Source organism: Streptomyces sp. NBC_00576 (assembly GCF_036345175.1).
GTDB lineage: Bacteria > Actinomycetota > Actinomycetes > Streptomycetales > Streptomycetaceae > Streptomyces.
In genome coordinates, this window is sequence record NZ_CP107780.1 from 6535896 (window position 1) to 6562053 (window position 26158).

General features: G+C 69.3%; 23 protein-coding genes. 11 read left to right on the forward strand and 12 right to left on the reverse strand.

The features are described 5' to 3' along the window. Nucleotides 1-45: 45 nt before the first annotated feature. Nucleotides 46-1827: an arginine--tRNA ligase gene (gene argS, locus OG734_RS28305; protein WP_330290299.1), complete on the reverse strand. Its 1782-nt coding sequence runs from the start codon at nucleotides 1825-1827 to the stop codon at nucleotides 46-48. A 319-nt stretch (nucleotides 1828-2146) separates the two neighbouring features. Between argS and OG734_RS28310 the strand changes: the two genes are divergently transcribed. Beyond that, nucleotides 2147-2713 carry a hypothetical protein gene (locus OG734_RS28310; protein WP_330290300.1) on the forward strand — a complete coding sequence of 189 codons (567 nt, stop codon included), beginning with the start codon at nucleotides 2147-2149 and terminating at the stop codon, nucleotides 2711-2713. Between the two features lie 147 nt (nucleotides 2714-2860). Next, nucleotides 2861-4636: a lysine--tRNA ligase gene (gene lysS / locus OG734_RS28315; RefSeq protein WP_330290301.1), complete on the forward strand. Its 1776-nt coding sequence runs from the start codon at nucleotides 2861-2863 to the stop codon at nucleotides 4634-4636. Between the two features lie 148 nt (nucleotides 4637-4784). On the opposite strand, the gene OG734_RS28320 is transcribed toward lysS, so the two are convergent. The 3 genes from OG734_RS28320 to OG734_RS28330 all read right to left on the reverse strand — a co-directional run bounded on the left by OG734_RS28320 (nucleotide 4785) and on the right by OG734_RS28330 (nucleotide 9109). Next, entirely contained in the window at nucleotides 4785-5276 is a 492-nt protein-coding gene (locus OG734_RS28320; RefSeq protein ID WP_330290302.1) for a hypothetical protein, read from the reverse strand. A 7-nt stretch (nucleotides 5277-5283) separates the two neighbouring features. Next, complete coding sequence (locus OG734_RS28325; RefSeq protein WP_330290303.1) at nucleotides 5284-5664, reverse strand: hypothetical protein; 381 nt, start codon at nucleotides 5662-5664, stop codon at nucleotides 5284-5286. Nucleotides 5665-5800: 136 nt separating this feature from the next. Continuing rightward, complete coding sequence (locus OG734_RS28330; protein ID WP_330290304.1) at nucleotides 5801-9109, reverse strand: ALF repeat-containing protein; 3309 nt, start codon at nucleotides 9107-9109, stop codon at nucleotides 5801-5803. A gap of 549 nt (nucleotides 9110-9658) precedes the next feature. On the opposite strand from OG734_RS28330, the gene OG734_RS28335 reads away from it, so the two are divergent. Together OG734_RS28335 and OG734_RS28340 are read left to right on the forward strand one after the other, a co-directional pair. Next, nucleotides 9659-10204: a hypothetical protein gene (locus OG734_RS28335; RefSeq protein ID WP_443064923.1), complete on the forward strand. Its 546-nt coding sequence runs from the start codon at nucleotides 9659-9661 to the stop codon at nucleotides 10202-10204. A gap of 71 nt (nucleotides 10205-10275) precedes the next feature. Continuing rightward, a complete protein-coding gene (locus tag OG734_RS28340) occupies nucleotides 10276-12489 on the forward strand; it encodes a trypsin-like serine protease (RefSeq protein ID WP_330290305.1) in 2214 nt (737 codons plus the stop codon). A gap of 117 nt (nucleotides 12490-12606) precedes the next feature. On the opposite strand, the gene OG734_RS28345 is transcribed toward OG734_RS28340, so the two are convergent. The 3 genes from OG734_RS28345 to OG734_RS28355 form a co-directional block, all read right to left on the reverse strand. Then, the gene (locus OG734_RS28345) at nucleotides 12607-13989 is read right to left on the reverse strand and encodes a DUF2637 domain-containing protein (protein WP_330293811.1); all 1383 of its coding nucleotides are present in this window, start codon (nucleotides 13987-13989) and stop codon (nucleotides 12607-12609) included. Nucleotides 13990-14095: 106 nt separating this feature from the next. Continuing rightward, entirely contained in the window at nucleotides 14096-15061 is a 966-nt protein-coding gene (locus OG734_RS28350) for a DUF3558 domain-containing protein (protein ID WP_330290306.1), read from the reverse strand. Between the two features lie 136 nt (nucleotides 15062-15197). Further along, nucleotides 15198-16037, reverse strand: a complete 840-nt coding sequence (locus OG734_RS28355) for a DUF3558 domain-containing protein (RefSeq protein ID WP_330290307.1) — start codon at nucleotides 16035-16037, stop codon at nucleotides 15198-15200. Between the two features lie 224 nt (nucleotides 16038-16261). On the opposite strand from OG734_RS28355, the gene OG734_RS28360 reads away from it, so the two are divergent. Then, nucleotides 16262-17455 carry an RtcB family protein gene (locus tag OG734_RS28360; RefSeq protein WP_330290308.1) on the forward strand — a complete coding sequence of 398 codons (1194 nt, stop codon included), beginning with the start codon at nucleotides 16262-16264 and terminating at the stop codon, nucleotides 17453-17455. Between the two features lie 47 nt (nucleotides 17456-17502). Here OG734_RS28360 and OG734_RS28365 read toward each other — a convergent pair whose 3' ends face one another. The 3 genes from OG734_RS28365 to OG734_RS28375 form a co-directional block, all read right to left on the reverse strand. Further along, on the reverse strand, nucleotides 17503-18303 hold the full coding sequence (locus OG734_RS28365; RefSeq protein WP_330290309.1) for an SANT/Myb-like DNA-binding domain-containing protein: 801 nt from the start codon (nucleotides 18301-18303) through the stop codon (nucleotides 17503-17505). 332 nt (nucleotides 18304-18635) lie between these two features. Then, nucleotides 18636-18821 (reverse strand): hypothetical protein, encoded by a 186-nt coding sequence (locus OG734_RS28370; protein ID WP_330290310.1) that lies wholly within the window; start codon nucleotides 18819-18821, stop codon nucleotides 18636-18638. Beyond that, the gene (locus tag OG734_RS28375) at nucleotides 18821-19597 is read right to left on the reverse strand and encodes an SDR family NAD(P)-dependent oxidoreductase (RefSeq protein WP_330290311.1); all 777 of its coding nucleotides are present in this window, start codon (nucleotides 19595-19597) and stop codon (nucleotides 18821-18823) included. Before OG734_RS28375 ends, OG734_RS28370 begins: the two co-directional genes overlap by 1 nt. 171 nt (nucleotides 19598-19768) lie before the next feature. Between OG734_RS28375 and OG734_RS28380 the strand changes: the two genes are divergently transcribed. Beyond that, nucleotides 19769-20203, forward strand: a complete 435-nt coding sequence (locus tag OG734_RS28380; protein WP_330290312.1) for an ester cyclase — start codon at nucleotides 19769-19771, stop codon at nucleotides 20201-20203. A 22-nt stretch (nucleotides 20204-20225) separates the two neighbouring features. On the opposite strand, the gene OG734_RS28385 is transcribed toward OG734_RS28380, so the two are convergent. Next, on the reverse strand, nucleotides 20226-20564 hold the full coding sequence (locus tag OG734_RS28385; protein ID WP_330290313.1) for a YnfA family protein: 339 nt from the start codon (nucleotides 20562-20564) through the stop codon (nucleotides 20226-20228). Between the two features lie 122 nt (nucleotides 20565-20686). Here OG734_RS28385 and OG734_RS28390 point away from each other — a divergent pair, with 122 nt between their 5' ends. Next, the gene (locus OG734_RS28390; RefSeq protein ID WP_330290314.1) at nucleotides 20687-21160 is read left to right on the forward strand and encodes a hypothetical protein; all 474 of its coding nucleotides are present in this window, start codon (nucleotides 20687-20689) and stop codon (nucleotides 21158-21160) included. Here OG734_RS28390 and OG734_RS28395 read toward each other — a convergent pair. Further along, nucleotides 21151-21930 carry an SDR family oxidoreductase gene (locus OG734_RS28395; protein ID WP_330290315.1) on the reverse strand — a complete coding sequence of 260 codons (780 nt, stop codon included), beginning with the start codon at nucleotides 21928-21930 and terminating at the stop codon, nucleotides 21151-21153. The two genes, OG734_RS28390 and OG734_RS28395, sit on opposite strands and share 10 nt — an antisense overlap. 138 nt (nucleotides 21931-22068) lie before the next feature. Between OG734_RS28395 and OG734_RS28400 the strand changes: the two genes are divergently transcribed. The 4 genes from OG734_RS28400 (at nucleotide 22069) to OG734_RS28415 (ending at nucleotide 25999) form a co-directional block, all read left to right on the forward strand. Then, a complete protein-coding gene (locus tag OG734_RS28400) occupies nucleotides 22069-23169 on the forward strand; it encodes an LLM class flavin-dependent oxidoreductase (RefSeq protein WP_330290316.1) in 1101 nt (366 codons plus the stop codon). Further along, on the forward strand, nucleotides 23166-23744 hold the full coding sequence (locus tag OG734_RS28405; RefSeq protein ID WP_330290317.1) for an FMN reductase: 579 nt from the start codon (nucleotides 23166-23168) through the stop codon (nucleotides 23742-23744). The genes OG734_RS28400 and OG734_RS28405 overlap by 4 nt, the downstream gene beginning before the upstream one ends. 80 nt (nucleotides 23745-23824) lie before the next feature. Then, nucleotides 23825-24574, forward strand: a complete 750-nt coding sequence (locus OG734_RS28410) for a response regulator transcription factor (protein ID WP_330290318.1) — start codon at nucleotides 23825-23827, stop codon at nucleotides 24572-24574. Next, on the forward strand, nucleotides 24575-25999 hold the full coding sequence (locus OG734_RS28415; RefSeq protein ID WP_330290319.1) for a sensor histidine kinase: 1425 nt from the start codon (nucleotides 24575-24577) through the stop codon (nucleotides 25997-25999). Nucleotides 26000-26158 lie beyond the last annotated feature (159 nt).

Sequence of the window (26158 nt, forward strand, 5' to 3'; positions counted from 1 at the left end):
TTGGGGTGCCCGGCTTCCGGTGCGGTGTGCGTGTGCGGTCGTGCGTCAGAGGCGCTCGGGCGTCCGAATCCCCAGCAGGGCCATGCCCTGGTGGAGGGTCTTCGCCGTTACGTCGGACAGGAACAGGCGGTTCTCGGCGATGTCCTTCGGCGGGGCCGGCTTGATCACCGGGCACTTGTCGTAGAACGTCGTGAACAGCGACGCCAGTTGGTACAGGTACGCCGCCAGCTTGTGCGGGGCGTACTCCGACGCCGAGTCCGTCACCGTCTCCGCGAACGCGTCCACGTGCAGGGCCAACGCCCGCTCTGCCTCGTGCAGTTCGAGCTCCGGGTGCGCTGACGGACGTACCTCGCCGGCCTTGCGCAGGATCGACTGGATACGGGCGTACGCGTACTGGAGGTACACGCTCGTGTCGCCGTTCAGCGAGACCATCTGGTCCAGGTCGAACTTGTAGTCCCGGTTCGCCGACGTCGACAGGTCCGCGTACTTCACCGCGCCGATGCCCACCTGGGCGCCGCGCTCGGTGATCTCTGCCTCCGAGAGGTCCTGTGCCTTCTCCCGTACGACCGTCGACGCGCGGTCCACCGCCTCGTCCAGCAGGTCCACCAGTCGTACGGTCTCGCCCTCACGCGTCTTGAACGGCTTGCCGTCCTTGCCGAGGACCGTGCCGAACGCCAGCTGGTACGCCTTGACGTCCTCGTCGTTCAGCCAGCCCGCCCTGCGTGCCGTCTCGAAGACCATCTTGAAGTGGAGGGACTGCCGGGCGTCGACCACGTAGATGAGGCTGTTCGCCTTGAGGTTGAAGACGCGGTCGCGGATCGCCGAGAGGTCGGTCGCCGCGTAGCCGTAGCCGCCGTCCGACTTGCGGATGATCAGCGGGACCGGGTTGCCCTCCGGGCCCTTGATGTCGTCGAAGAACACACAGAGGGCGCCCTCCGAGTGGACCGCGACTCCCGACTCCTCCAGGAGGCGGCACGTCTCGTCCAGCATGTCGTTGTAACCCGACTCGCCGACGATGTCCGCGTCCCGGATCTCCATGTCCAGCTTCTCGAAGACCGAGAAGAAGTAGATCTTCGACTCGTCCACGAACTTCTGCCAGGTGGCGAGGGTTGCGGGGTCGCCGGCCTGGAGGTCTACGACGCGGAGACGGGCCCGTGTTTTGAACTCCTCGTCGGAGTCGAAGAGTTTGCGGGCCGTCTTGTAGAGGCGGTCGAGGTTCGACATCGCCTCCTCGCCGGTGGTCTCCGCGTCCGAGGTGTTTGCCTTGTGGTCCAGCTCGTGCGGGTGCTCGTCCAGGTACTGGATGAGCATGCCGAACTGGGTTCCCCAGTCGCCGATGTGGTGCCTGCGGATCACGTTCTCGCCCGTGAACTCCAGGAGTTGGGCCACCGCGTCGCCGATCACCGCGGAGCGGAGGTGGCCTACGTGCATCTCCTTCGCCACGTTCGGCTGGGCGTAGTCGATGACTGTCGTGCCGGGGTGGGTGGAGAAGGGTACGCCGAGACGGGCGTCAGGGTCGGTGGTCCTGGCCGCCAGGTTCTCGATGATCGCCTTGTCGGTGAGCGTGATGTTCAGGAAGCCGGGGCCGGAGACCTCGATGTCCTTGATCAGGTCGGCGGACGTCACGTTGGCGACGACCTGGGTCGCCAGGTCGCGGGGGTTGGCCTTGGTCTTCTTGGCGAGGGCGAGGATGCCGTTCGCCTGGAAGTCCGCACGGTCGCTGCGTCGCAGCAGCGGGTCCGCGGGGGGTGCCTCCGGCAGGGTTGCCGTGAGGGCGTCCGCGAGGCGCTGGTGGACGGTGGCGGTGAGGGACTTGACCGGGGCCATGGAGTGGGTGCCGTTCTCCTGGTGGGTACGTGTGGATGGGGTCAGTATCCCATGGGGGGTAAAGGGGTTTTCTTGGGCGCGGGTGGGGTGGGGGTGGGGTTTTTCGCCCCCGCCGCCCCTACCCGTCCCATCCTGAACCTGGGGGCTGCGCCCCCAGACCCCCATCGGCCCTGAAGGGGCCTCGTCCTCAATCGCCGGACGGGCTGAATGGTGCGGGTCGGTGTTGGAGGGGGTGGTGTGCGTGGTGGGGCTGTGCTTGAAATGTAAATAATTTCGGTTCGCGTTGCCTACCGATCAGTCATGTTCTAGGCATTGGCTCATGACACCCCCCACCAAGGCTTTTGCCGCCCTCGTTGCCGCTGCCGGGCTCGTTCTCGGGTTCTCGGGTACCGCCGGGGCCGCCGCCGGCGGGCCCTCCTTCGGGTTTGCCCATCGTGCCGTTGTCGCTGCCGACGGGCAGGTCTTTCATCTCAAGCTTGCCGCCGGACCCACCCGCCTCCCCGCCGCCGGTGGCACCGTCGACGTTGCCGGGACCGGGTACAACCGGGGGCAGGGGATCTTCCTTGCCTTCTGCGTGATTCCTGACGGGGTCAAGGTGGGGGATCCCGCTACCTACACCTCACTTCCCACGCCCTGTCTGCCCGGGCGGGACGACAAGGACGGGTCCTCGCGTCGGATCACCGACAGTGCCGTGGGGACGCCGGGGATCACGTTGCCGTACCGGGCCGGGGGGTCCTTCCTCACCACCCTCAACCTCCGGCCCGAGATCAAGGACGGCGTCGTCTGTGACGTCGACGTCAAGTGCGCCATCGTCACCCGTGCCGACTTCACGGCCACCGTCGACCGGTCCTACGACCAGTACATCCCGGTCAGCTTCGGGCAGTAACGCTCAGCAGCGTCGCTCGGGCCCGGTGCCGTCGGAGGAGGCTCGCTGAAAAGCCGTTTTCGTGGTTCTGGGCCCACCTGGGAGAATGGGGCCGTCAGCCGTCCGACCGTACCGGCCGGCCTTGAGGAACTCTCAGATAAAGAGGACGTGCCGATCGTGGCTCAGAGCACCGAGACCACCGACTGGGTCTCCCGTTTCGCGGATGAGGTCATCGAGGAGTCGGAGCGTCGAGCCCCCGGCGCTGTGACATCAGTCGCTACCGCTCCGGTTGTCGTCGTCGCGTCCGGGTTGTCTCCCTCCGGGCCCATCCACCTGGGGAATCTCCGGGAAGTGATGACTCCGCACCTTGTTGCCGACGAGATCCGGCGGCGGGGGTACGAGGTCCGGCATCTGATCTCCTGGGACGACTACGACCGGTACCGGAAGGTGCCCAACGGGGTCGACGGTGTGGACGCCTCCTGGGCCGAGCACATCGGACGGCCGCTGACCGCCGTACCCGCGCCCAAGGGGTCCGCCCACGCCAGTTGGGCCGAGCACTTCAAGGCCGCGATGGTCGACGCGCTCGCCGAGCTCGGTGTCGAGTTCGACGGGATCAGCCAGACCGCGCAGTACACCTCGGGTGTCTATCGCGAGCAGATTCTGCACGCCATGAAGCACCGGGGGGAGATCGACGCGATCCTCGACCAGTACCGGACCAAGAAGGCTCCCGGCAAGAAGCCCCAGCAGTCCCAGAAGCCCGTCGACGACGCCGAGGTCGAGGCCGCCGAGGGGTCCGGGGCCGCCGGTGAGGACGACGGGAGTTCCGGGTCCGCCGGGTACTTCCCGTACAAGCCCTTCTGCGGCGGGTGCGGCAAGGACCTCACCACCGTCACCGCCTACGACGACGACAGCACCGAGCTGACGTACACCTGCACCGCCTGCGGGTTCTCCGAGACCGTCCTGCTGAGCGAGTTCAACCGCGGCAAGCTGGTCTGGAAGGTCGACTGGCCGATGCGTTGGGCGTACGAGGGTGTCGTTTTCGAGCCGAGCGGTGTGGATCACTCGTCTCCCGGGTCCTCGTTCCAGGTCGGCGGGCAGATCGTCGGCAGCATCTTCGGCGGCAAGCAGCCGATCGGGCCCATGTACGCCTTCGTCGGCATCAGCGGCATGGCCAAGATGTCCAGCAGCAAGGGTGGCGTGCCCACGCCCAGCGATGCGCTGAAGATCATGGAGCCGCAGATCCTGCGCTGGCTGTACGCCCGCCGCAGGCCCAACCAGTCCTTCAAGATCGCCTTCGACCAGGAGATCCAGCGGCTCTACGACGAGTGGGACAAGCTCGACGCCAAGGTCGCCGACGGCTCCGCGCTGCCGGCGGACGTCGCCGCGCACTCGCGTGCGGTACGTACCGCTGGGGGCGAACTGCCGCGTACGGCACGGGCGTTGCCGTACCGGACGCTGGCCTCCGTCGCCGACATCACCGCCGGCGCCGAGGACCAGACGCTGCGGATCCTGAGCGAGCTGGACCCGGCTGATCCGCTGGTCTCCCTCGACGAGGTGCGGCCCCGGCTCGACAAGGCCGAGGCCTGGATCAACACGCAGGTGCCGGCGGATCAGCGGACCGTCGTGCGCGACGAGCCCGACAGTGAGTTGATCAAGTCCCTCGACGAGCAGGGGCGGCAGTCGCTGCGGCTCCTCGTGGACGGGCTTGCCGACAACTGGTCCCTGGACGGCCTCTCCCATCTCGTCTACGGCGTGCCCAAGGTCCAGGCCGGGTTCTCCGCCGACGCCACCCCGAAGGAACTCCCGGCCGAGATCAAGGTCGCCCAGCGCACGTTCTTCGCGCTGCTGTACGTCCTGCTCGTCGGGCGGGACACCGGTCCGCGGCTGCCCACGCTGCTGCTCGCGGTGGGGCAGGAGCGGGTGCGGGCTCTGTTGGGGGAGTAGCTCGTTTGGCCTGTGGTGCATGTGGTGCATGTGGTGCATGTGGTGCATGTGGTGCAGTGATGCATGTGGCACATGTGATGTTGTGGGGGGCGTCCGGGGTTGGTTTCGCCGGGCGTCCCCTTCGTCGTGGCGGCCCCTGTTCGCCGTATCAGCCGCCCAGTGCTTGTGACGCCCATCGGGCGGCCAGCGCGCAGGTCACCGGGAGAGCCAGCAGCGTCGCGCCCAGGGGGAGAGGGAAGGGGCCGCGGCCCCGTACCACCTGGCGGACCGCGAAGGCCTTCGCCATGGCCGCGTCCATCCGCTTCGTCGACAGCGGTGTCAGCACGCCCGGCACCACCAGCGCCACCTCGCGCCAACGCAGCCGGGCCTCGCCTGGTACGGGGAGGGTCCAGGACGACACCCAGCCGCGGAACGGCAGCAGGGCCAGCAGGATTCCCCATACGAAGCCCGCGCAGGCGGCGAGCACGGCGGGCCAGGGGGCCCCGGCGGCGTATCGCAGGGTCAGGGTCAGCGCGACGATCAGGGGAAAGGGGGTCGCGCAGATCCAGCGTTCGTGCTTCGCCGGGATCCAGCGAAGCAGTACGCAGGTGATGAGAAGGTCGGAGAGCAGGACTACGACGAACCACAGGACGGTCGGCATCAGTCGGTCACAGAGTGGCGACGATCGCCGCCACGACGGCCGCGAAGGTGAAGAGGAAGACTGCGGTCTGCCTGGGCGTCGGCTTCTCCATGGACTGCCCCGAGCGCGCCAACTCCATCTGGCGTCTGATGAAGCCCGTGAAGATGACCCGGGTGATCGCCAGGCTGAGCGCCGTCGCCGTGAACAGCATCAGTGCCTGGTTCTCCCCGTCGTCCGGGGACGTCCTCGTGCTCAGGGCGATGAACACGGCCGCGCCCACGGGCGGCAGCAGAGCCTTCCATTTGTCCTTCTTCGCGGGGATCAGGGACTGCATCGCCGCTGCCAGGGCAAGGCCGGCCACGATCGCGGCGATCCACCACTCGGTGCGGGAGAAATGGGAGGTCAGCATGACTTCCTTCAGCTGGTGGGCCCGTCGGCGGGCGGACGGGCGGACGGCGACGCAGGCCTGACGGGACGGGGTGGCGCGTGCGCGTGCCCACGTGATGTGTGCGCACGCGCCACGCCGGCCGGTCGTACGACGGTACCTACCAGGTGACCCAGCCGATCACCGTGGTTGTCACGTCACTGGCGACGTTGGACACCTTGGCGCCGAGCTCTTCGGCCACGCCGAACTTCTTGAAGAGCTGGCCCTTGCCGAAGAAGACGCCGCCGAGGACGGTGATGCCGAGCGCCGTCTGGAACTGGCTGCTGTCCCAGCCGTATCCCACGCCGGAGAAGATGGTGCTCACTCCCTGGAGACCCCAGGAAATGAGACTGGCTCCGCCGGCGAGCGGGAGCAGGACGGGAGCGGCAGGCGGGAAGAACAGGGCGCCCAGGCCGAGTGCGACCGCCGCCCCGCCGAAAACGGTGCTCCAGTGGCCGGTGGCCGACGCCCAGTCCTTGGCGTCGCCCATGTCCTCGGGCCACATGCCCCAGTAGTCGGTGTCGCCGGTGCCGTCGTCGTTGTCGGCGGTCTGGGACGGGTTGGTGCCGTTCTGCGCGTTCTTCCGCGCCTCCTCGGCCGCCTTGCGGGCCGCCTCGACGGCCTCGGCGCGCCGCTTCTGGGCGACGATCACGCGGGCCTCGCTGGCGGCGGCAGCCGCCGCTGTCGCGTCCTTGCCGGCCTGTGTGGCGGAGGCCGCAGCGGAGGTGGCGGAGGCCTGTGCCGAGGCGGCGGAGTTCACCGCCTGCCTGGCGGACGACACCGCCTGCCGCATCGAGTAGTTCGCGGTACGGGCGGCGCCGCGCGCCGTGGACGCCGCCGACAGGGCGTCCTTGGCCGACTGGGCCGCCGCGGCGGCCGACCTGTCCGCGTTGTCGGCGTTCGTCTTCGCCTCAGCCGCCGAATTCTCGGCGTCCTTGGCGTAGTTGTTCGCCTTCTGCGCCCACTCGGTCGCCTCTGCCGCCGCCTGGCGGGCCTCCGCCGCTGCCTTGGATGCCAGGGCGGCGTTCTCCAGGGCCTTCGCGGCGACCTTCGCGGCGTGTGCGATGGAGGCACGGATGGCGGCCACATGGGTGGCTTGGTCCTGGTCGAGGCGGGCGATGTTGAACTTGTCCCGGACGACGAAGGCGCGCCGCATGCGGGCGGAGCCCTCCAGCACGATCTGCGCCGCCGACTTCATGTACGGGCCGCCGGTGTTGAGGAGACGGAGGATCTCGACGTTGTCGTCCTCCTTCGCCGCCTCCGACATTTCGAGGTTGATGAAGCGGTGCAGGGCACGGGCACTGCCGTCGGCCAGCGCCGCCTCGGCCTTCGACTTGACGGCCGCCCCCGGGTTCCCGTTGAGGATCTGGAAGAGCAGGACGCGGTTGCCCTCGGCCGACGCCGCGATGACCCCGGTGTCGAGGAAGGTGGGGACCGCGTTCGGGTTGTCGCCGGCCAGCGCGGCGTGCGCGGCCTCGGCGACGGTGGCGGTGGCCACCGACGCGATGGTGACGACGTTCTCCCGGTCGTCCTGACTCTGGGCGAGGAGACGGTCGGCGCCGATCCAGTTGACGATGTCCTCGTCGGTGCCGGCGAGGGCGTACTCGGCGGCCTCGCGGGTCCAGCTGCCGGTCGAGTCGAGGAGCCTGACGGCGGCCTTCCGGCCGGTCGCGACGGCGGTGGTGGTGTCTCCGCCGTTCAACGCCGTCTCGGCGGCGGCGATCAGGTCCTTGATCTCCGAGGAGGTCATGTCCGACTGGGTGCGCTGCTGGTTGACCCTGGCGGCGTCGGCGATCTCGGACTGGGCCCTGGTGCGGGCCACCAGGATGCCGAGTGCGGTGTCCTCGGCGATGCGCGCGGTCTCCGCGGCGCGGGCCGCCTTCTCCACCTCCTGGGCCTCCTTGACGGCGGCGGCAGCCGTGTTGGCCGCCTCCACGGCCGCGTTGGCGTACGTGGTGGACCGCTTGGCGTACTCGACCGCCTCGCCCGCGTGGTCCGCCGCCTCGTCGGCCGCGGCGGCGGCCTTCAGCGCGTGGGCGGCGGCGCTGTTCGCGGCGTCGCGGGCCACGCGGGCGGCGGCGGCCGACCTGTTGGCCAGCGTCTGTGCGGTGCCCGCGGCCTGGGTGGCCCGGGCGGCGGCGGCGTTGGCCTCCGCGGCGGCGGCCCTGGCCTTCGCGGCCTGGGACTGGGCGGCGCCCGCGCTGGCTGCGGCGTCGGCGGAGGCGTTCGCCGCGGCGGCGGCGTTCCGCGCGGCGTTCGCCGCCGCGGAACCGGCGGCGGAGGCGCTGGAGGAGGCGATGGCGGCCTTGTCGGCAGCGGCGGCGGCGGTCTTCGCGCGCGCGGCGGCGTCCCGGGCGCCCTGGGCGGCCTGGCGGGCGGCCGAGGCCTTGGACGCGTCCTTGGAGGCGGCGATGGCCGCGTTGTAGGCACGGGCGGCGGCGCCCCCGGCCGATGCGGCGGCGGCAGCGGCGGCCGTCGCTGCCTGGGCGGCGCGGCTGGAGGCGGCCTGCGCGGTGCGAGCGGCACCGATCGCCGTGTTGGCGGCGTCGGCGGCACCCTCCGCGGCGCTCGCGGCCTTGTTCGCGGCGGCCGCCGACTTACGGACGTCCTGCTGGGCGGCGCGTGCCTCCGCCGCCGCCTCGAGCGCAGCGGCCTTGGCCTTCTCGGCGGCTTCCTGCGCACGGTCGGAGGCCGCGACGGCCTGGTCCGTCTTGAGCTGGGCCCGCTTGCCCTCGCGTTCCACGACCGCGACCAGCTGGTCGATCGTCGCGGCCTCCTCGTCCCGGGCGCGGGCGATGAACTGACCGGAGACCAGGAACTGATGGATCGCCTCGGGTGTCCCCTCGTCCAGGGCGCGCTGCGCGTACAGCTTCACCTGGGGGGAGGAGGTGCTGAGGATCTTGAAGACCTCGACCTCCTCGTCCTCCTGCTGAGCCGTGTACTGGGTCAGGGAGAGAAACGTCCGCAGAGCCGCCTGGGTGCCGTCGTTCAGTGCCTTGTTGGCCTCCCGCTTCACCGCGGTGCCGCTGTTGTTCAGGACGGTGGACACCGCGACCCGAAGGTCCGTCGTCAGGGGCTGGCTGTAGCCGTCGAGCAGGTAGCCGGCTACCGCGGCGTCCCCCGCCGACAATGCGGCCTCCGCCGACTCACGGGTGGACTGCCCGGCGTAGGAAAGGCCGGCGATCAGGCCGACGCGGTTGTCCTCCGCGGTCGCCAAGGGCAGTTCGCCGGTGAGAAATGTCGATACGGCCGCCGAGGAACCGGTGAGAGCGACGGCGGCGGCTTCGCGGGCCGCCCGGCCACCCGTCTTGTACGCCCATACGGCCTTGCCCCGGTCGGTTTCCGGCAGGCCGGTGTCGACAGGGTCGGCGGCGTAGGCGGGGACGGCGCTCAGAGTGAGAATCGAGGGCAGGGCGGGTACCGCCGCCACTCCGGCGACGCTCGTGAGTATCCGCCGTCTGCTCCACAATGACGTTTGCAAAGTTCGCATCCTCCCGTTGAGCCGTATGCGATACGGCTGCGAATACGTGACATGGCTCCCCAATTCACGTGATCCTTAGGGGAGTTGGCGAGCCTGCCGATTCGACGGTACGGACGACTCTTTGCCGGGTCAATGCCGTCGCTATTCGTTTCCCGGAGCGCCGGAGAGCCGTCGAAAAACGGAACGTTACCCACCAGAAATCTTTCCTTTTCAGAATCTTCACCGATACCCGCACAACCCTCCCGCAAGGTGATGCAGCTCACGGGACATCTTTCGGATGTGTGCAGTTTGCGATGGTCTTTCCTATGGACAAAGTTTGCGCAAACAGTTTTGTATGCAGGGAGCTGCGGATATGAGCGGGGGGTGAATCCGTCGGCATGCGCTTTTGTTGTCGTGCTGGAATTTTTGAAGAAATGCGGACCTTGACGCGCCGCAGCTTTCACGCCCGTTTTCTAATCCGTTCCCGCCATATGGCCGGAACCGACTATTAGGACTGCGATGAAGGCATTCAGCACCACCGCGTCAAGAACCAGACGCCTCGTGACCCGCACCCTGGCCGCCTCCGTGGCCGCGGGCGCCCTGGCCTGGCTCGCGATGACCGGCAGCCAGACGGGATCCCCCGCCGGCGAGAACAGCACCGCCGCCGAAGCCGTCGCCGACGAGGCCCCGGGGTACGCGGTGGAGACCTTCGACTACCCGAACGCGGACAAGATCCTGGCGGAGCAGAACATCGTTCTGAAGCGTGGGGACGGGCACATCACGCTGGCCGACTGTGCGAGTGGGTCCGGGCTGTTGGAGGTCTGGGCGCGGGAGAAGACGGACCGGATCTGTTTCGCGGTGAAGGGGACGTCCGGGTGGCTGACCCTGGAGATCCCGTCGGTCTACGCCATCAAGGGCAATGACTACGCGACCGAGGTCGACATGACGGTGGGTGCGGAGGAGAAGTCCTTCGACGTGGAGAAGAACACCTGGACCGCGGTCGGTGAGAGCGCCGACGAGCAGGGCCGTGAGCACATGCTCGTGGAGATCCGGTCGGCCAAGTAGCCCCCGTTCCCCACCGGTTGACCGATCCCTCCGCTCCTTCAGCTTTCTCCGCTTCTCTAAGGACTCACTTCATGCGCCACGCCAGACCCGTGCGCCTCACCGCACTGGCCGCCACCCTGACCCTGGGCTCCGCCGCGCTCGCCGCCGGCTCCGCCGCCGCAGTCACCGGCCCCGCCGTCCCCGCAGCCACCACCACCTACGCCTACACCGCACAGGTGATCGTCGGAGACCACGACCGCGGCTGCTCCGGCGTCCTCGTCGACCGGGAGTGGCTGCTCACCGCCGCCAGCTGCTTCGTCGCCAACCCGGCCGCCGGCCTCACCGTGCCCGCCGGCAAGCCGGCCCTGAAGACCACCGCGACCATCGGCCGCACCGACCTCTCCGGCACCGGCGGCGCCGTCCGCGAGATCGTCGAGCTGGTACCCCGTACCGACCGCGACGCGGTACTGGCCCGGCTGAACCGCCCGGTCACCAACATCGCCCCCATCGCCCTGGCCACCGCCGCGCCCACCACGGGCGAGGAGCTGCAGTTCGCCGGATACGGCCGCACTACGACCGAGTGGGCGCCGCTCAACCTGCACACCGGCGCCTTCTCCGTGGACGCGTCCACCGCCACCAACGCCACGGTCACCGGCAAGAACGGCGCCGCGGCCTGTATGGGCGACACCGGCGGTCCCCTCGTGCGCACCGTCAACGGCACCGCCCAGCTGGCCGCCCTGAGCAGCCAGTCCTACCAGGGCGGCTGCCTCGGCATCGCCACCACCGAGACCCGCACCGGTGGCATCGCCACCCGCGTCGACGACCTCGCCTCCTGGGTGAACTCCAAGACCGGCGCCGTGCGCATCACCGACTTCAACTGCGACGCCGTCGAGGACATCGCCATCTCCGACCCGCGCGCCACCGTCGGCGCCGACGCCGCCGCGGGCGTCGTACGGATCGTGTACGGCGGCGGCAAGGGCACCGCCGAGATCAACCAGGACCTCGACTGGGTGCCCGGCGCCGCCGAGGCCAGCGACTGGTTCGGCGACTCCCTCGCCACCGTCGACTACGACGAGGACGGCTGCACCGACCTGGCCGTCGGCACCCCGGCCGACGACGTCGGCACCGTCGCCGACGGCGGCATGGTCGACATCCTGCACGGCGCCCCCGGCGGCCTCGGCACCGGCGCCAAGAAGAACACCCACTTCGAGGAGGGCTCGGGCGTCGGCTCCATCAAGGCCGCCGTCGCCCAGACCGGCGACCGCCTCGGTGACTCGCTCGCCGCCGGCGTCACCGCGGCCGGCGAACCCTTCATCGTGGCCGGCGCGCCCGGTGAGACCGTCAGCGGCGCCGCCAAGGCCGGTGCGGCCTTCTACATCCACGGCAACACCAACATCATCGTTCACCAGGACAGCACCGACGTCCCCGGCGCCGCCGAGGCCAACGACGCCTTCGGCAGCTCGGTCGCGGCCGACACCAACTTCTTCGCCGTCGGCGCACCCGGTGAGGCCATCGGCGAGGACGCGGGCGCCGGCAACCTGGCCGTGTTCTCGCACACCCTGACCTCGGCGGGCCTGCCCACCCCGAAGTTCGGCCTCGACCAGGACCTCGACACCGTCTCCGGCGGCGCCGAGGCAGCCGACCAGTTCGGCCTCTCCCTGGCCCTGGCCCCTTACCGGCCCTCCGGCGCGGCCGCCGCCACCGAGTCGATCCTCGCGGTCGGCGCCCCCGGTGAGGACCTCGACATCGACGGCGTCGCCAAGGCCGACACCGGCACCGTCCTGACCTTCCGCATCGCCGCCGCCGGCACCTACACCCAGCTCAACGGCATCAACCAGGGCACCGCCGACGACGACGTCACCGGCGGCTCCGAGGCCGGCGACCGCATGGGCGCCACGCTGTCCGCCATCAACACCGCCCCGCGCGCGGTCAGCACCACGGCGACGATGAAGCTCGCCGTCGGCGACCCCAACGAGGCTGTCGGTACGGCGGCCAACGCCGGCGCGGTCCACACCTTCTCGCTCCTGGGCGCGCCCGGCGCCAACGACCGCTGGCTGGAGGTGGGCGACGGTGACGGCATCCCCGGCACCCCCGGCGCCGGCCAGCAGCTCGGCAGCAGCATCCACTACACCGGCACCAAGCTGTACGTGGGCATGCCCCTCGGCCCGAACGCCTACGGCACCCTGTACGCCCTGCCCCACTCCAACGTGACCGCCGGTGGCGCCGTCGCCGCCGTCACCACCTACCAGCCCGGCACGGGCGGCCTCCCGGCCGCCGGCGACCGCTTCGGCTTCGCGGCCCGGTAGAAGTCGCTGTACGCAGACGGGGCGCCCGGTGAACTCCGGGCGCCCCGTCCGTCGTACAGGGAAGAAGTAGGAAGAAGGGGGAGGAAGGGGGGAAGAAGGTGGGCTGATGCCGCAGTACTAAGCGATGTGGTCGTCCTGGAGCTCCGCCGTGTGACGGTTGGTGAAACGGTTCACCATCCGGTCGGCTTCGCGCTGCGGAAGCGTGGTGCCGTACGTCGCTTCCACATCACCCCGGAACTGACCCGACGTCGGGTAACTGCCGTCTATCGACTTCTTGAAGACCATGTAGTAGTCCTCCTCCGTCGGCTCCGGGGGACCGCCGCCCGCACCCATTTCACGGGTACGGCCCGGACCGGCCGGGATCGGGAAGGTACCGGTGTCCTCCGGAGAAGGCTCCGGCGCGGACGCCGACGGCTCCTCGAACTGCTGCCGGAGCACCCGCTGTTCGAACCGCTGCTGTTCGAAGCGCTGTTGCTCCTCGAACCGCTGCTGCGCCTCGTACTGCTGCTGTGCCTCGAACTGCTCGTACCGCTCAGCCCGCTGCTGCTCCTCGTACCACTGGGCGTCCGCGGCCTCGGGGTCGTACGTCGGGTCATAGCCGCCCTGGTACGCGATGGTCCGGGGGTCCCGCGCCTGGAGCCACGGATTCTGGGGCTCGGACTCGGCGACGGCCGGCTGCGCGGGCGGTGCGCTCCCCTCGGAAGCGGGGCGCTGTTCCTGGGCGGGCGCCGTGTTCGGGTTGTTCTGTACGGCGGGCGCCGCCTCCGCGGTGCGGCTGCTCGCGCTCGCGTCGGCCGCCTCCAGGGCAGGCTGCGGAGCCGGTGGCAGCAACGCCGGTTCGATGCCCGCCGCTGCCAGACCCGAGGGGGCCGTCTCCGCGAGGGGGACGCCGTAGCGCGCCAGGCGCAGCGGCATCAGGGACTCCACCGGGGCCTTGCGCCGCCAGGCCCGGCCGAAGCGGGCGTGCAGACGGGCCTGGTAGACGAGACGTTCCTGCTCCAGCTTGATGACCTGCTCGTAGGAACGCAGCTCCCACAGTTTCATCCGCCGCCAGAGAAGAAACGTCGGCAGCGGGGAGAGGAGCCAGCGGGTCAGGCGGACACCCTCCATGTGCTTGTCCGCCGTGATGTCCGCCATCCGGCCGATGGCGTGCCGGGCCGCCTCCACCGAGACCACGAACAGCACCGGGATGACGGCGTGCATGCCCACGCCCAACGGGTCCGGCCAGGCCGCCGCACCGTTGAACGCGATCGTCGCCATCGTCAGCAGCCACGCCGTCTGGCGCAGCAGCGGGAACGGGATCCTGATCCAGGTGAGGAGAAGGTCCAGGGCGAGCAGGACGCAGATGCCCGCGTCGATGCCGATCGGGAAGACGTAGCTGAAGTTCCCGAAGCCCTTCTTGAGGGCCAGTTCACGGACGGCGGCGTACGACCCGGCGAAGCCGATCCCGGCGATGACGACCGCACCGGCGACGACCACTCCGATGAGAACCCGGTGCATTCGTGTCAGCTGCAGTGGCGCGGCCACCCGTACTCCTCTCCCAGTGCGTGTTGTTGCGCGCAACAGGGTGGCACATGTGTGCGACGTACGTATTGCCGAGACAAGGTCAGTTCTTCTTCGACGCTGAGGGAGAGGCGGACGAGGAAGGCGACTTGGACGCCGACGAGGAAGGCGAACCGGACGGAGACGCACTCGGCTTCGCCGACGAACTCGCCGACGAGCTAGGCGAGTTGGTAGGGGCCGGAGTGGCCGCGCCACCCTCGCCGTTCGTCGACGACACCTTCGCGACGGCCTCCTTGACGGCCTTCACCGCGGACTTCGCCAGACTGTCCGCACTCGGCGTCTTCTCGCCCGCGAGCCCGGCACCGTTGTAGTCCAGGGTCACGACGACGTTCTCGACCCGGACCACGACCGTCTGCTGCCGGAAGGACCCTTCCTTCTTCTTCAGGTCGTAGCGCACCGACGTCGCGTCGTCGCCCGTCCCGACCACCGGCTCCGAACTGGTGTTCTTCGCACCCGTCGCCGACTGGGCGTCCTGCACCTGGCTCTCGTAGTACGCCTGCGCCAGCTCCTCGGCGGAGCCGCGCGTCGCGGTCGACTCGAAGCGCAGCAGGGACACGTTCAGCCAGCGGAACTGGGAACCCTTCACACCGTTGTTGGCGAGGCTCGTCCAGGAACAACTGCCGCGCGTCGCCGTGTCGTTGGACGAACCCTCCTTGCCCGACTTCACACCCTTCGGGACGAGCTCCTGCAACGTCTTCGTGGACAGCACCGCACACGGCTCCGGAAGCTTCCGGTACGCCGCCGCCTGCACGGTCGGCGACGCGCTCACGGTCTCGCCCGCGCCGGCCTCCGTCGCCTTCGCCGCGTTGTCGGCGGAACCCGATCCCGACCCGGAGTCGGATCCCGAGTCCGAGGAGCAGCCGACGGCCACGAGGAGGACTGGGACGGCGGCGACGGACAAGAGGGCGGCGCGGGCGCGCTGCCGTCGCCTCGGCGTCACCGGGGCGGTCCGGCTGCGCTGGTCTCGCTGGTCTCGCTGTGCGGGTCGGTGCATGGTTCCTTCACTCATCGCGCTGTGATTCCTGCGGCTCTCGGTTCCTGCGGTCGGATCGGTTCCGAGGGGCCACGGTACGCGGTGAGGGGGGCGCGCGGTCCTGCTTCACGCCCTTTCGGGACGGCCCGTACGACGGGACACGGGCCGCATATCAGTCGAACGCGCCGACGAGCTGCGAGGCCAGTTTCCGCACCCTGTCCTGCATTTCCTTGCTGTCCGGCACGGCGCCGAGCGTCGTCGGCTGCTCGACGTACTCGATCGTCACGATCACGTTGGACGTGCGGAACGCCACAGTTACCGTGCGCTGCTTGGCCGTTGAACCGGCGCCGCTCAGTTCGTCGTCGAGGTACGCCTCGTCGCCGAGACCGTCGAGGAGGCGGGGCTGAAGGGCGGCGGCGTCCGTGTCGGTGTCCGGGGAGACGGAGGCCGAGGCCGCGTCGGTGGGGGTCGCGGAGGCGGAGGTGGAAGGGGAGGCGGAAGGGGAGGTGATGTCGGACGGGGACGCGGATCCGGTGGGGGTGGGGGTGGCGGAGGCGATGGGCTCCGGGAGGTCGGCGGCCACCACCTTGGTCGCGAAGACATCCGTCGCCTGGCTGTCGTCGCTCACGGAGTTGTCGTACGACACGACCCGTTCGAAGTCGACGAGGAGATGGTCGGCGGCATCCGTCGACTCCACCTTCCAACGGCAGCCGACCTTGCGGTCCGTGTTGTACGTGAGGGTCGGCTCACCCGCGTACGCCTGCTCGCGCTGATCCTCGTCCGTGAGCTGCTTGATGCCGGGCAGCAGCGAGTCGAGGGCATCGTCACTGACCGCGCTGCAGGGCTCGGGGAGCGTGCGGTACCGGCCCGGCTGGGCCGCGGTGGTCGTGGTGCCGCTGTCGCCGGGCTTGGCGTCCTCGGCGGTGTCATCGCTGCCCGAGCCGCCGGTGCAGCCGGCCAGCAGCGCCGCGAGGAGGGCGGCGACGCCGGGTACGTAGGCCTTCCGCTGCACGGTCAGGTTCCTCTCGACGATTCGACGATGCGGACGATCTTTGTGGAACGGTGCTCGCTCCAGTGTCCCCGCTGGTTATTCGCTTGCCGCACGGGGGCGTCACCGGCAGACAATGTCTATCGCACGCACCACCGTGTACGCCGGTCCGGTATCCCTTTCGTTGACCTTGGCGTCGGTTTTGCGATTAAAGACTTCTGTTAGGTTTTCGGGGGAATGAGGACGATATGTCGTACGTAGAAGTGCCGGGCGCGAAGGTACCCATCCGCATGTGGGCCGACCCGGCGTCGGTCGAGGACGGCGCGATGCAGCAGCTGCGGAACGTGTCAACGCTGCCGTGGATCAAGGGGCTCGCCGTCATGCCGGATGTGCACTACGGCAAGGGCGCGACGGTCGGGTCCGTGATTGCGATGCAGGGGGCTGTGTGCCCGGCGGCGGTCGGGGTCGACATCGGCTGCGGGATGTCCGCCGTCAAGACGTCGCTCACGGCGAACGACCTGCCGGGTGACCTGTCCCGGCTGCGGTCGAAGGTCGAGGAGGCGATTCCGGTGGGGCGGGGGATGCATGACTCTGCCGTCGAGCCTGGGCGGTTTCATGGGCTTGCCACTGCGGGGTGGGATGACTTCTGGGGGCGGTTCGACGGGGTCGCGGATGCGGTGAAGTTCCGGGAGGAGCGGGCTGCGAAGCAGATGGGGACGCTCGGCAGCGGGAATCACCACCTTGAGGTATCGCTCGATACTGAGGGGTCGGTGTGGCTCACGCTGCACTCCGGTTCCCGGAACATCGGCAAGGAACTGGCCGAGTACCACATCGGCGTGGCCCAGAGGCTTCCGCACAACCAGGGCTTGGTCGACCATGACCTCGCTGTTTTCATCTCGGACACCCCGCAGATGGCCGCATACCGGAATGACCTCTACTGGGCGCAGGAGTACGCGAAGTGCAACCGTTCGATCATGATGGCACTCCTCAAGGACGTGATCCGCAAGGAGTTCAAGAAGGCGAAGCCGACCTTCGAGATGGAGGTCAGCTGCCACCATAATTACGTGGCTGAGGAACGTTACGAGGGGATGGACCTCTTGGTGACCCGCAAGGGCGCGATCAGGGCGGGTGCAGGGGACCTCGGAATCATCCCGGGTTCGATGGGTACGGCCACGTACATCGTGAAGGGCCTCGGCAACGAGAAGGCCTTCAACTCGGCGTCTCACGGCGCGGGTCGGCGTATGAGCCGTAACGCGGCGAAGCGGCGCTTCTCGACGAAGGACCTGGAGGAGCAGACGCGGGGCGTGGAGTGCCGTAAAGACTCCGGGGTCGTGGATGAGATTCCGGGTGCGTACAAGCCGATCGAGCAGGTGATGGATCAGCAGCGGGACCTCGTAGAGGTCGTGGCGAAGCTGAAGCAGTTCATCTGTGTGAAGGGCTGACCGTGAGGTCCGGGACGTTGCCGATCCGGACCTCACGGCTTAGCGTTTCAGCGGTCGTTCGGCATCAGCACTCGGCTGTTGCGGAGCCGCCACAGGCGCAGGCGGCAACTCTGTTCGGTACGGCCGAGCTCGATGGAGATGGCCACGATGTCGTCTGACTGAAGCAACAGCTGGTCTTCCTGGGCCGTCCAGCTGCGTCGCGAATGTACGACCCGCATGTCAGGTGGGCGTGTCCAAGAAGTGAGCGAGTCCGCTTTGACCTGCTTGCGTCCGAGGGATAGGCAACCCGAGTAGTACAGGTCGGCTACCAGCGTCTGAGCTGCCTCCTTCTCGTACGAGATGTTGTAGACCTCGTCGCGAGTGTTGCGTTTGATGACGCGCTCGACTCCGGCTTTCTCCTGAGCGTAGGAGCACAGGTACGTGCCGATGGCCGTGCTCGACGTGGTCAGCGACATGAAGGGTCGACCGGGGCCTGTGTAGCCGATCGATCCGTCAGCGTCGATGAGGCCGCGGAGGTAGTCGCGACGGGAGAAAGCGCCGAGCGGTGGGGCGATATTCGTGGACTTGCGTCCGTAGGGCAGGCCGAGTTGGTTGAGTGTTGTCCTGGCTTCCAGGGAGCACAGGGTCCAGGTCGCTGAGTGATGGGATTCGGCGAAGTTCGTGGACCGTACTCGCTCGGTGACGCTGCTGTTGTACGGCGTCAGGTGCTTGAACCTGTACAGCAGATCAACGTCCCTGACGTTGAGTTCGACCGTCAGGCGACCTTTTTGCCCGGGGCCTTGATGCAGATGCCCGTCCGCCTGCAGGAAGCCGAACATGTACGCGTACTCGGGAACCGTGAGGTCCATGAACTGGTGAGCGCTAGGCTCGCAGTCAGCCACAGGGAAGCTCCACTTCCGTGCTGGTCAGGCCCTTGGCCGGGAGTGCGATCCCGGCTGGGGGCCGTCGTGTTGATGTTGTGGCGTGAGCCTAGGTCGCCTGTTCAAGCGCCGTGCGGGTGATCGATGATTGTCACTCTGGTGGGCTAATTTGCGCACGGGTCGGCGTGACCTCGACCGCGGGACCCATACCGTCAGATTCCCGTCCGGGAATTGTCTCCCGTGTTGAACTCCAGGTGGTCTACGGCACGTTGTTCCGCCGCATCCCCGAGCCGCGCTAACCGGCAGCCCCCATAAGGGTGTTACTTCGCGTGCTTCACCGCGTAGATCATCACGAACGCCACGAGGTGGATGCCGAAGAGGAAGTACGCGAGGTAGTACCAGACGTAGCGTTCTCGCTGCTTCTCCAGGGCCAGGAGTCGTTGTTCCTGGTCCCTGGCGTTCGTGTCCTCTGTGTCCTCCGTCGGGTCCTCCGTCGGGTCCGTCATCACGCGTCCCGGTGGACCTTTGTGTTGGATGCCTGTGCGCGGGGGCGCAGGACCAGGAGGTCGACGTTGACGTGGCTGGGGCGGGTCACCGTCCAGGTGATCGTTTCGGCCACGTCGTTGGCGGTGAGGGGCTCGGCGACGCCCTCGTAGACCTTGGCGGCCCTCTCCGTGTCGCCGGAGAAGCGGGTCAGGGCGAACTCGTCCGTCTTCACCATGCCCGGCGCGATCTCGATCACCCGGACCGGGGTGCCGACGATCTCCAGGCGCAGGGTCTCGGCGAGGACGTGGGCGCCGTGCTTGGCGGCGACGTAGCCTCCGCCGCCCTCGTACGTGCCGTGGCCGGCGGTGGAGGAGACGACCACGATGGTGCCGTCGCCGCTTGCCGTGAGGGCGGGGAGGAGGGCCTGGGTGAGGTTGAGGGTGCCGATGACGTTCGTCTCGTACATCTGGCGCCAGTCGGCCGGGTCGCCGGTGGCCACGGGGTCGGCGCCGAGTGCGCCGCCTGCGTTGTTGATGAGGACGCCGATCGTCTTGAAGGCGCTCGCGAACTCGTCCACCGCCGTGCGGTCGGTGACGTCCAGGGGGTACGCGGCCGCCTGGCCGCCCGTCGCGTTGATCTCCTCGGCCAGCGCCTCGATCCGGTCCTTGCGGCGGGCCGTCAGTACGACGCGGTAGCCGGCCGCGGCGAGCCGGCGGGCCGTCGCGGCGCCGATTCCGCTGCTCGCGCCGGTGACCACGGCGATGCGGGAGGCGGCGGACGGGGCGGCGGTGGCCATGGGACTGCTCCTCGGGTACTTGGGGTGCTCGGGGTGAGGGTTGCGCTGCCAGGATAGGCAGGCGGGGCCGGCGGGCGGCGGGGTGTCCGGAGGGTGGGCCGGTGCGTGCTGCCGGGAGCGGGCGGTGGTGGGAAAATTGGGGTGGGTGATCCTCGGCAGTGGAGGTGGATCATGGGAGAGGCACGTGACGTCATGGATCGGCTCACGGAGGCGCTCACCTCGACGCCCGACCTCAAGGCCGTCGCCGAGCTCTACGCGCCCGACGCGGTCGCCGTCACCCCCGACGGCGGGGAGATCCACGGGCGCGACAACATCGTCGACTACTGGCGGCAGATGACGGACGCGATCCCCGAGGCCACATACGAGTCCGTGCACGCGTACGAGATCGGAGACACGGCTGTCGACGAGGGCTACTTCAGCGGGCGGAACACCGGCCCGATCCCGCTGCCCACCGGCGACCATCTGCCGGCGACGCAGAAGGAGGTCCGGGTCCGGGGGGTCGATGTCGCGACGGTCCGGGACGGTCACATCGTCGACTACCGGCTCTACTTCGACCAGATGGAGTTCATGGGGCAACTCGGGCTGCTGCCCGACGAGTTCACCTGACCGTCCTGCGTATTCACGGTCATCAGTCGCCTCGTGGGGCGTACATGATCACGGCCATGCCCGCGAGGCAGATCAGCGCGCCCGTCACGTCCCAGCGGTCCGGGCGGTAGCCGTCCGCGGCCATGCCCCAGGCCAGTGAACCGGCGACGAAGACTCCGCCGTACGCGGCCAGGATGCGGCCGAACTCCGCGTCGGGCTGGAGCGTGGCGACGAACCCGTACGCGCCCAGGGCCAGCACGCCCGCGCCGATCCACGCCCAGCCGCGGTGTTCCCGCACGCCCTGCCAGACGAGCCAGGCGCCGCCGATCTCGAACAGCGCGGCGACGACGAACAGGGCTACGGAGCGCGGGACCGACGACATGGGGGCAGCTTCGCACGCTCGTTCACCGTCACCTGTTGGAGGGCGCCTGCTGTGCGCGCCAGGTGGGATACATCGATTCGACGGTCTTCGGTGGTTCCCCTGCAGGGCGAGGAGTGGGTGGCGTGAGGGTTTGGGTGTGTGGGCTGGTGGCGGGTGTGGTGGCGATCGGTGTGGTCGGGGGCGGGGGGTTCGCCGGTGCCGACGCCGGGGGGCCGGAGGCCGATCTCGCCTATCACGGGTCCGTCTCGCTGGACCGTGGGCGGATCGACCTGCGGGTGACCCCGCGCAATCACGGGCCGTCCGCCGTCGCCGACGCGACGGTGCGGCTGGTCTGGTCGGCGCCGCTGGCCGCCCGGCAGGAGTTGCCGGACGGGTGCGCGCGGCTCGGGGCGCGGGAGGTCGTGTGCCGTACGGGGGCGCTGGCCGCCGATGGTGTGGGCGAGCAGATCGGGCTGAGCATGCGGCTTCGGGGCGCGCCTGCCGAGGTGACGCTGGAGATCGGTACGGTCTGGAACGGCGGTGTCGTGGACCGCAACCGGGGCAACGACCAGCAGCGTGTGCTCGTGCTGGACACCGGGGACCCGTACTACTTCTGAGGCGTGCTCGCGCGCGGGGTCACCGTCACCTCCGGGATGGTGCCGCCGCAGCGCAGTACGGCGTCCAGGGTGCGGAGGAACTCGGAGACGTCGAGCAGGTCGCCGGTCAGGTAGCCGCGTTGCCGCCAGACCGGTACGACCTCGGCGGCGTACGTCATGTCCCAGTCGTTGTTGAACTCGGTGCGGGAGTCGCCGCCGCCGCAGTCCCTGACCACGAACCGGGTGAAGCCGATGGAGGGATGCTCGACCCGGTACGCCTCCACCAGCTTCTCCAGGGCCGCCTTGCTGACGTGGTAGCCGGCGAACCCCGGCCAGGCCGGTGTGATCGACGCGCCGACCGTGGAGAGGTGGACGGCGGTGCCTGCGGACGCCGTGAGGTGGGGGAGCGCGGCGTTGGTGACGAGGGCGGCGCCGATCACGTTGGTGTCCATGATCCGGCGCCAGGTGTCGGCGTCGGTCTTCTCGACGGGGGCGAGGGGGCCGATGCCGGTGGTGTAGACGAGGGCGTCGATGCCGCCGAGTCCGTCGGCGGCCTCCTCGATCGCGGCGCGGCACGAGGACTCGTCGGTGACGTCACAGGCGATGGCGAGTGCGTCGGGGCCCGCCTCCTTCGCCGTGTCGACCAGGCGGTCGTGTCTGCGGGCGAGCAGGGCGACGCGGTTGCCCCGGCTGCTGAGGTCGATTCCCGTGCAACGGCCCAGGCCGCTCGACGCGCCGACCACCACAACTCTCATCGTGCTCGTCGTCATCGTCGCACTCGTCGTACCCATGAGAAGAATCTCATTCTCGTCAGATGAAAATCTCCCTCTGCTGCTTTCTGGCACGAGGTGGAATACCTCTGGAAGGGCAGCGGTTGTCGCACCCGGACGCTATAGTTGAAGAATAAACAACCTGGAGGGTGAGCGACCATGCAGTTCGGGATCTTCAGCGTCGGCGATGTCACACCGGACCCGACCACGGGACGTACGCCGACCGAACGCGAGCGGATCAAGGCCATGGTCGCCATCGCGCTCAAGGCCGAGGAGGTCGGCCTCGACGTCTTCGCGACCGGCGAGCACCACAACCCGCCGTTCGTGCCCTCGTCCCCGACCACGATGCTCGGCTACATAGCCGCGCGGACCGAGAAGCTGGTCCTCTCCACCTCCACCACCCTCATCACCACCAACGACCCGGTGAAGATCGCGGAGGACTTCGCGATGCTCCAGCACCTGGCCGACGGGCGCGTGGACCTGATGATGGGCCGCGGGAACACCGGCCCGGTGTACCCGTGGTTCGGGCAGGACATCCGCGAGGGCATCAACCTCGCCGTCGAGAACTACGCCCTGCTGCGCCGGCTGTGGCGCGAGGACGTCGTGAACTGGGAGGGGAAGTTCCGGACGCCGTTGCAGGGGTTCACCTCGACCCCCCGGCCCCTGGACGACGTACCGCCCTTCGTCTGGCACGGGTCGATCCGCTCGCCCGAGATCGCCGAACAGGCGGCCTACTACGGCGACGGCTTCTTCCACAACAACATCTTCTGGCCTGCCGACCACACCAGGCAGATGGTCGAGCTGTACCGGTCCCGGTACGCGCACTACGGGCACGGGACGCCCGAGCAGGCCATCGTGGGGCTGGGCGGCCATGTGTTCATGCGGAAGAACTCGCAGGACGCGGTACGCGAGTTCCGGCCGTACTTCAACGAGGCGCCGGTGTACGGGCACGGGCCCTCCCTGGAGGACTTCACCGACCAGACGCCGCTGACCGTCGGTTCCCCGCAGCAGGTCATCGAGAAGACGCTGGCCTTCCGTGACTACGCCGGTGACTACCAGCGCCAGCTGTTCCTGGTCGACCACGCGGGGCTGCCGCTGAAGACGGTGCTGGAGCAGCTCGACATGCTCGGCGAGGAGGTCGTGCCGGTGCTGCGGGCGGAGTTCGCCAAGGGGCGGGCGGCGGATGTGCCGGACGCGCCGACGCATGCTTCTCTGCTGGCTGCGGCTCAGGGCGCCTCGAAGGAGGAGAGCAGCGTATGAAGCTCGTCGTTGTCTCGGCGGGGCTGAGTGTTCCCTCGTCCACCCGGCTGCTGGCCGACCGGCTGGCTGCCGCGGTGGACCGGAAGACGGACGTCGACATCCAGGTCGTGGAGCTGCGAGAGCTGGCCGTGGAGATCGCGCACCACTTCACCAACGGGTTCCCGGGGCGGAAGCTGGCAGATGCGCTGGACGCGGTGACGGGGGCGGACGGGCTGATCGTGGTCACGCCGGTGTTTTCGGCCTCGTACAGCGGGCTGTTCAAGTCGTTCTTCGATGTGCTGGAGAAGGACGCGCTGGTGGGGAAGCCGGTGCTGGTCGGTGCGACCGGTGGATCGGCTCGGCATTCGCTGGTGCTGGAGCACGCGATGCGGCCGCTGTTCGCGTATCTGCGGGCTGTGGTGGTGCCTACGGCGGTCTACGCGGCCTCGGAGGACTGGGGTGCGCAGGGGCTCGCGGAGCGGATTGAGCGGGCGGCGGGGGAGTTGGTGGGGGCGATGTCGGGGGCGGCGGGTTCGGTGCGGGTGGCCGGGCCTGTGGTGGTGCCGTTTGCCGAGCGGCTCGCGGCGTTGCAGTGACCCTTGGTTTCCCGCCCACTCACCCGTCACCGCTCGAACAGTGAGAGGCGAGTAAGAGCCCCCCTTGGCACACTGGGCGCGTGCCACAAACCGTGCTGCTCGCCGAGGACGACCGCGCCATCCGCCACGCCCTGGAGCGGGCCCTGACTCTGGAGGGCTACCGGGTCACCGCGGTCGCCGACGGGGTCGAGGCGCTCGCCCAGGCGCATCGCACCCCGCCGGACATTCTCGTCCTGGACGTGATGATGCCCGGCATCGACGGGCTCCAGGTGTGCCGGGTGCTGCGTGCCGAGGGGGACCGTACGCCGATCCTGATGCTCACCGCGCTCGTGGAGACCGCCGACCGGATCGCCGGCCTGGACGCGGGCGCCGACGACTACGTCGTCAAGCCGTTCGACGTCGAGGAGGTCTTCGCCCGCCTCCGGGCACTGCTGCGGCGCACCGGCACGGGCGAACAGCGCCCGCTCAGGAGCGGCGCCCCCGTCGGCGTACACGCGTCGCACGTGGCGCAGGACCCCGCTGTTCCCGAGCGGCAGCTGACCGCCGCCGGGCTGCGGATGGATCTCCAGGCCCGGCGGGTGTGGCGCGGGACGCGGGAACTGGAGCTGACCCGGACCGAGTTCGAGCTGCTGGAACTGCTCGTGCGCAACGCCGGGATCGTGCTCGACCACTCCACGATCTACGACCGTATCTGGGGCTACGACTTCGGTCCGGGCTCGAAGAACCTCGCCGTGTACGTCGGCTATCTGCGCCGCAAGCTCGACGAGCCGGGCGCGTCGCAGCTGATCCACACGGTGCGAGGCGTGGGTTACGTCCTCCGGGAGGACTGAGTGATCCTGCGGAGGGCGGGACTGGCCTCGTTGCGGACCACCTTCGCCGTGTCGTTCGCCGCGGTCGCGGCCGGGGTGACGGTCCTGGTCGGGTTCCTGTCGTACGACGCCGCCGCACGGCTGGTCCGGGTGGACCAGCAGTCCGCCTTCGCCGAGGTCGTGCAGGACCTCCAGGACGAGGTGCGGAACAACAGGATGACTCCGCAGGACTTCTCGTCGTCCGAGCCGGGGCACGACATCGTCCGGCCCAGCCGTACCGATGTGCAGGTGCTCGGGCCTGGGGGAGGAATCGTCGACGGCGGCAGTCCGGCGCTGCCCGTCACCGCCGAGGACCGTCGCATCGCCGCGTCCCCGGTCGCCGGGCTGGCCGTGCAGCACAAGGACGTCGACGTCGGCCAGGACGTCTACCGCATCGCCACCGTCTCGCTGGGCGGCGAGCGGGGCGAGGGGCGGGGCGCCGTGCAGGTCGCGCAGGAGTTCAGCGACACGGAGGACCTCCTGCGGGAGCTTCAGCAGCGGACGATCCTTATGATGGCGGCGGTCGTCGTCGCGGCCGGGTTGTTCGGGTGGTGGCTGGCCCGGCGGATCACGCACCGGCTGCGCATCCTCGCCTCCGCCGCCGAGGACGTCGCCCGCACCCGCCGTCTCGGCATCCAGGTGCCGGTCACCGGGTCCGACGAGGTGGGGCGCCTGGGCCGGTCCTTCGACCGCATGCTCGGGCGGCTCGCCCAGTCGGAGGAGGACCAGCGCCGACTGGTCCAGGACGCGGGGCACGAGCTGCGCACCCCGCTCACCTCCCTCCGTACGAACATCTCGTTGCTGCGCCGCATCGACGAACTGCCGCCCGCGACCCGGGAGGACCTGGTCGACGACCTTGCCCTCGAAGCGCGTGAACTCACCGACCTGGTCAATGAGTTGGTGGATCTGGCGGCCGGCCAGTCGGACGCCGAGCCCAAGCAGCGGATCGATCTCGCCGACATCGCGGACGAGGTCGCGGTGGTGGCCCGGCGGCGTACCGGGCGCGAAGTCGTCGTACGGGCGAGCGGTGAGACGACCGCTGATGCCCGTCCCGCCGCGCTCCAGCGCGCGATGTCCAACCTCGTCGAGAACGCGGCCAAGTTCGACCGGGGCGGCACGACGCCGATCGAGATCGCGGTCACCGGGCCGGAACGGGCGCGGCAGGGCGGGCGCCAGGGCGCGATCCGGGTCGAGGTGCTGGACCGGGGGCCGGGAGTAGCCGAGGGCGACCTGCTGCGCCTGTTCGACCGGTTCTACCGCGCCGCCGACGCCCGTAGCCTGCCGGGTTCGGGCCTTGGCCTCTCCATCGTCCGCGAGGTGGCGATCGCGCACGGCGGGGCACCTTTCGCGAACCGGCGGGACGGGGGCGGGGTGGTCATCGGGTTCACGGTGGGTGGGGAGGGGTGAGTGCATCGGCATCGAGGCGGGCAGGGGTACGGCGGACGGTCGTCGGCGCAGGGCATAGGGCGTCACCTGTCTCGGCAACGGCGTCGGCATGTGAAAGACCGACAGAGGATTCCGCACCGGGCAGAACCAGAGCAGGCCGCGCGGGCCCAACTTGACTTC

What these genes read in the sequence shown, in the direction of transcription:
- OG734_RS28325 (WP_330290303.1), bottom strand. Translation starts at nt 5,664, where the DNA reads ATGCTGACCTCCCATTTCTCCCGCACCGAGTGGTGGATCGCCGCGATC.
- OG734_RS28380 (WP_330290312.1), top strand. Translation starts at nt 19,769, where the DNA reads ATGGGAGAGGCACGTGACGTCATGGATCGGCTCACGGAGGCGCTCACC.
- OG734_RS28375 (WP_330290311.1), bottom strand. Translation starts at nt 19,597, where the DNA reads ATGGCCACCGCCGCCCCGTCCGCCGCCTCCCGCATCGCCGTGGTCACC.
- OG734_RS28400 (WP_330290316.1), top strand. Translation starts at nt 22,069, where the DNA reads ATGCAGTTCGGGATCTTCAGCGTCGGCGATGTCACACCGGACCCGACC.
- OG734_RS28360 (WP_330290308.1), top strand. Translation starts at nt 16,262, where the DNA reads ATGTCGTACGTAGAAGTGCCGGGCGCGAAGGTACCCATCCGCATGTGG.
- OG734_RS28350 (WP_330290306.1), bottom strand. Translation starts at nt 15,061, where the DNA reads ATGAGTGAAGGAACCATGCACCGACCCGCACAGCGAGACCAGCGAGAC.
- OG734_RS28320 (WP_330290302.1), bottom strand. Translation starts at nt 5,276, where the DNA reads ATGCCGACCGTCCTGTGGTTCGTCGTAGTCCTGCTCTCCGACCTTCTC.
- OG734_RS28340 (WP_330290305.1), top strand. Translation starts at nt 10,276, where the DNA reads ATGCGCCACGCCAGACCCGTGCGCCTCACCGCACTGGCCGCCACCCTG.
- argS (WP_330290299.1), bottom strand. Translation starts at nt 1,827, where the DNA reads ATGGCCCCGGTCAAGTCCCTCACCGCCACCGTCCACCAGCGCCTCGCG.
- OG734_RS28370 (WP_330290310.1), bottom strand. Translation starts at nt 18,821, where the DNA reads ATGACGGACCCGACGGAGGACCCGACGGAGGACACAGAGGACACGAAC.
- OG734_RS28395 (WP_330290315.1), bottom strand. Translation starts at nt 21,930, where the DNA reads ATGGGTACGACGAGTGCGACGATGACGACGAGCACGATGAGAGTTGTG.
- OG734_RS28345 (WP_330293811.1), bottom strand. Translation starts at nt 13,989, where the DNA reads ATGCACCGGGTTCTCATCGGAGTGGTCGTCGCCGGTGCGGTCGTCATC.
- OG734_RS28335 (WP_443064923.1), top strand. Translation starts at nt 9,659, where the DNA reads ATGAAGGCATTCAGCACCACCGCGTCAAGAACCAGACGCCTCGTGACC.
- OG734_RS28365 (WP_330290309.1), bottom strand. Translation starts at nt 18,303, where the DNA reads ATGGACCTCACGGTTCCCGAGTACGCGTACATGTTCGGCTTCCTGCAG.
- OG734_RS28405 (WP_330290317.1), top strand. Translation starts at nt 23,166, where the DNA reads ATGAAGCTCGTCGTTGTCTCGGCGGGGCTGAGTGTTCCCTCGTCCACC.
- OG734_RS28310 (WP_330290300.1), top strand. Translation starts at nt 2,147, where the DNA reads ATGACACCCCCCACCAAGGCTTTTGCCGCCCTCGTTGCCGCTGCCGGG.
- OG734_RS28385 (WP_330290313.1), bottom strand. Translation starts at nt 20,564, where the DNA reads ATGTCGTCGGTCCCGCGCTCCGTAGCCCTGTTCGTCGTCGCCGCGCTG.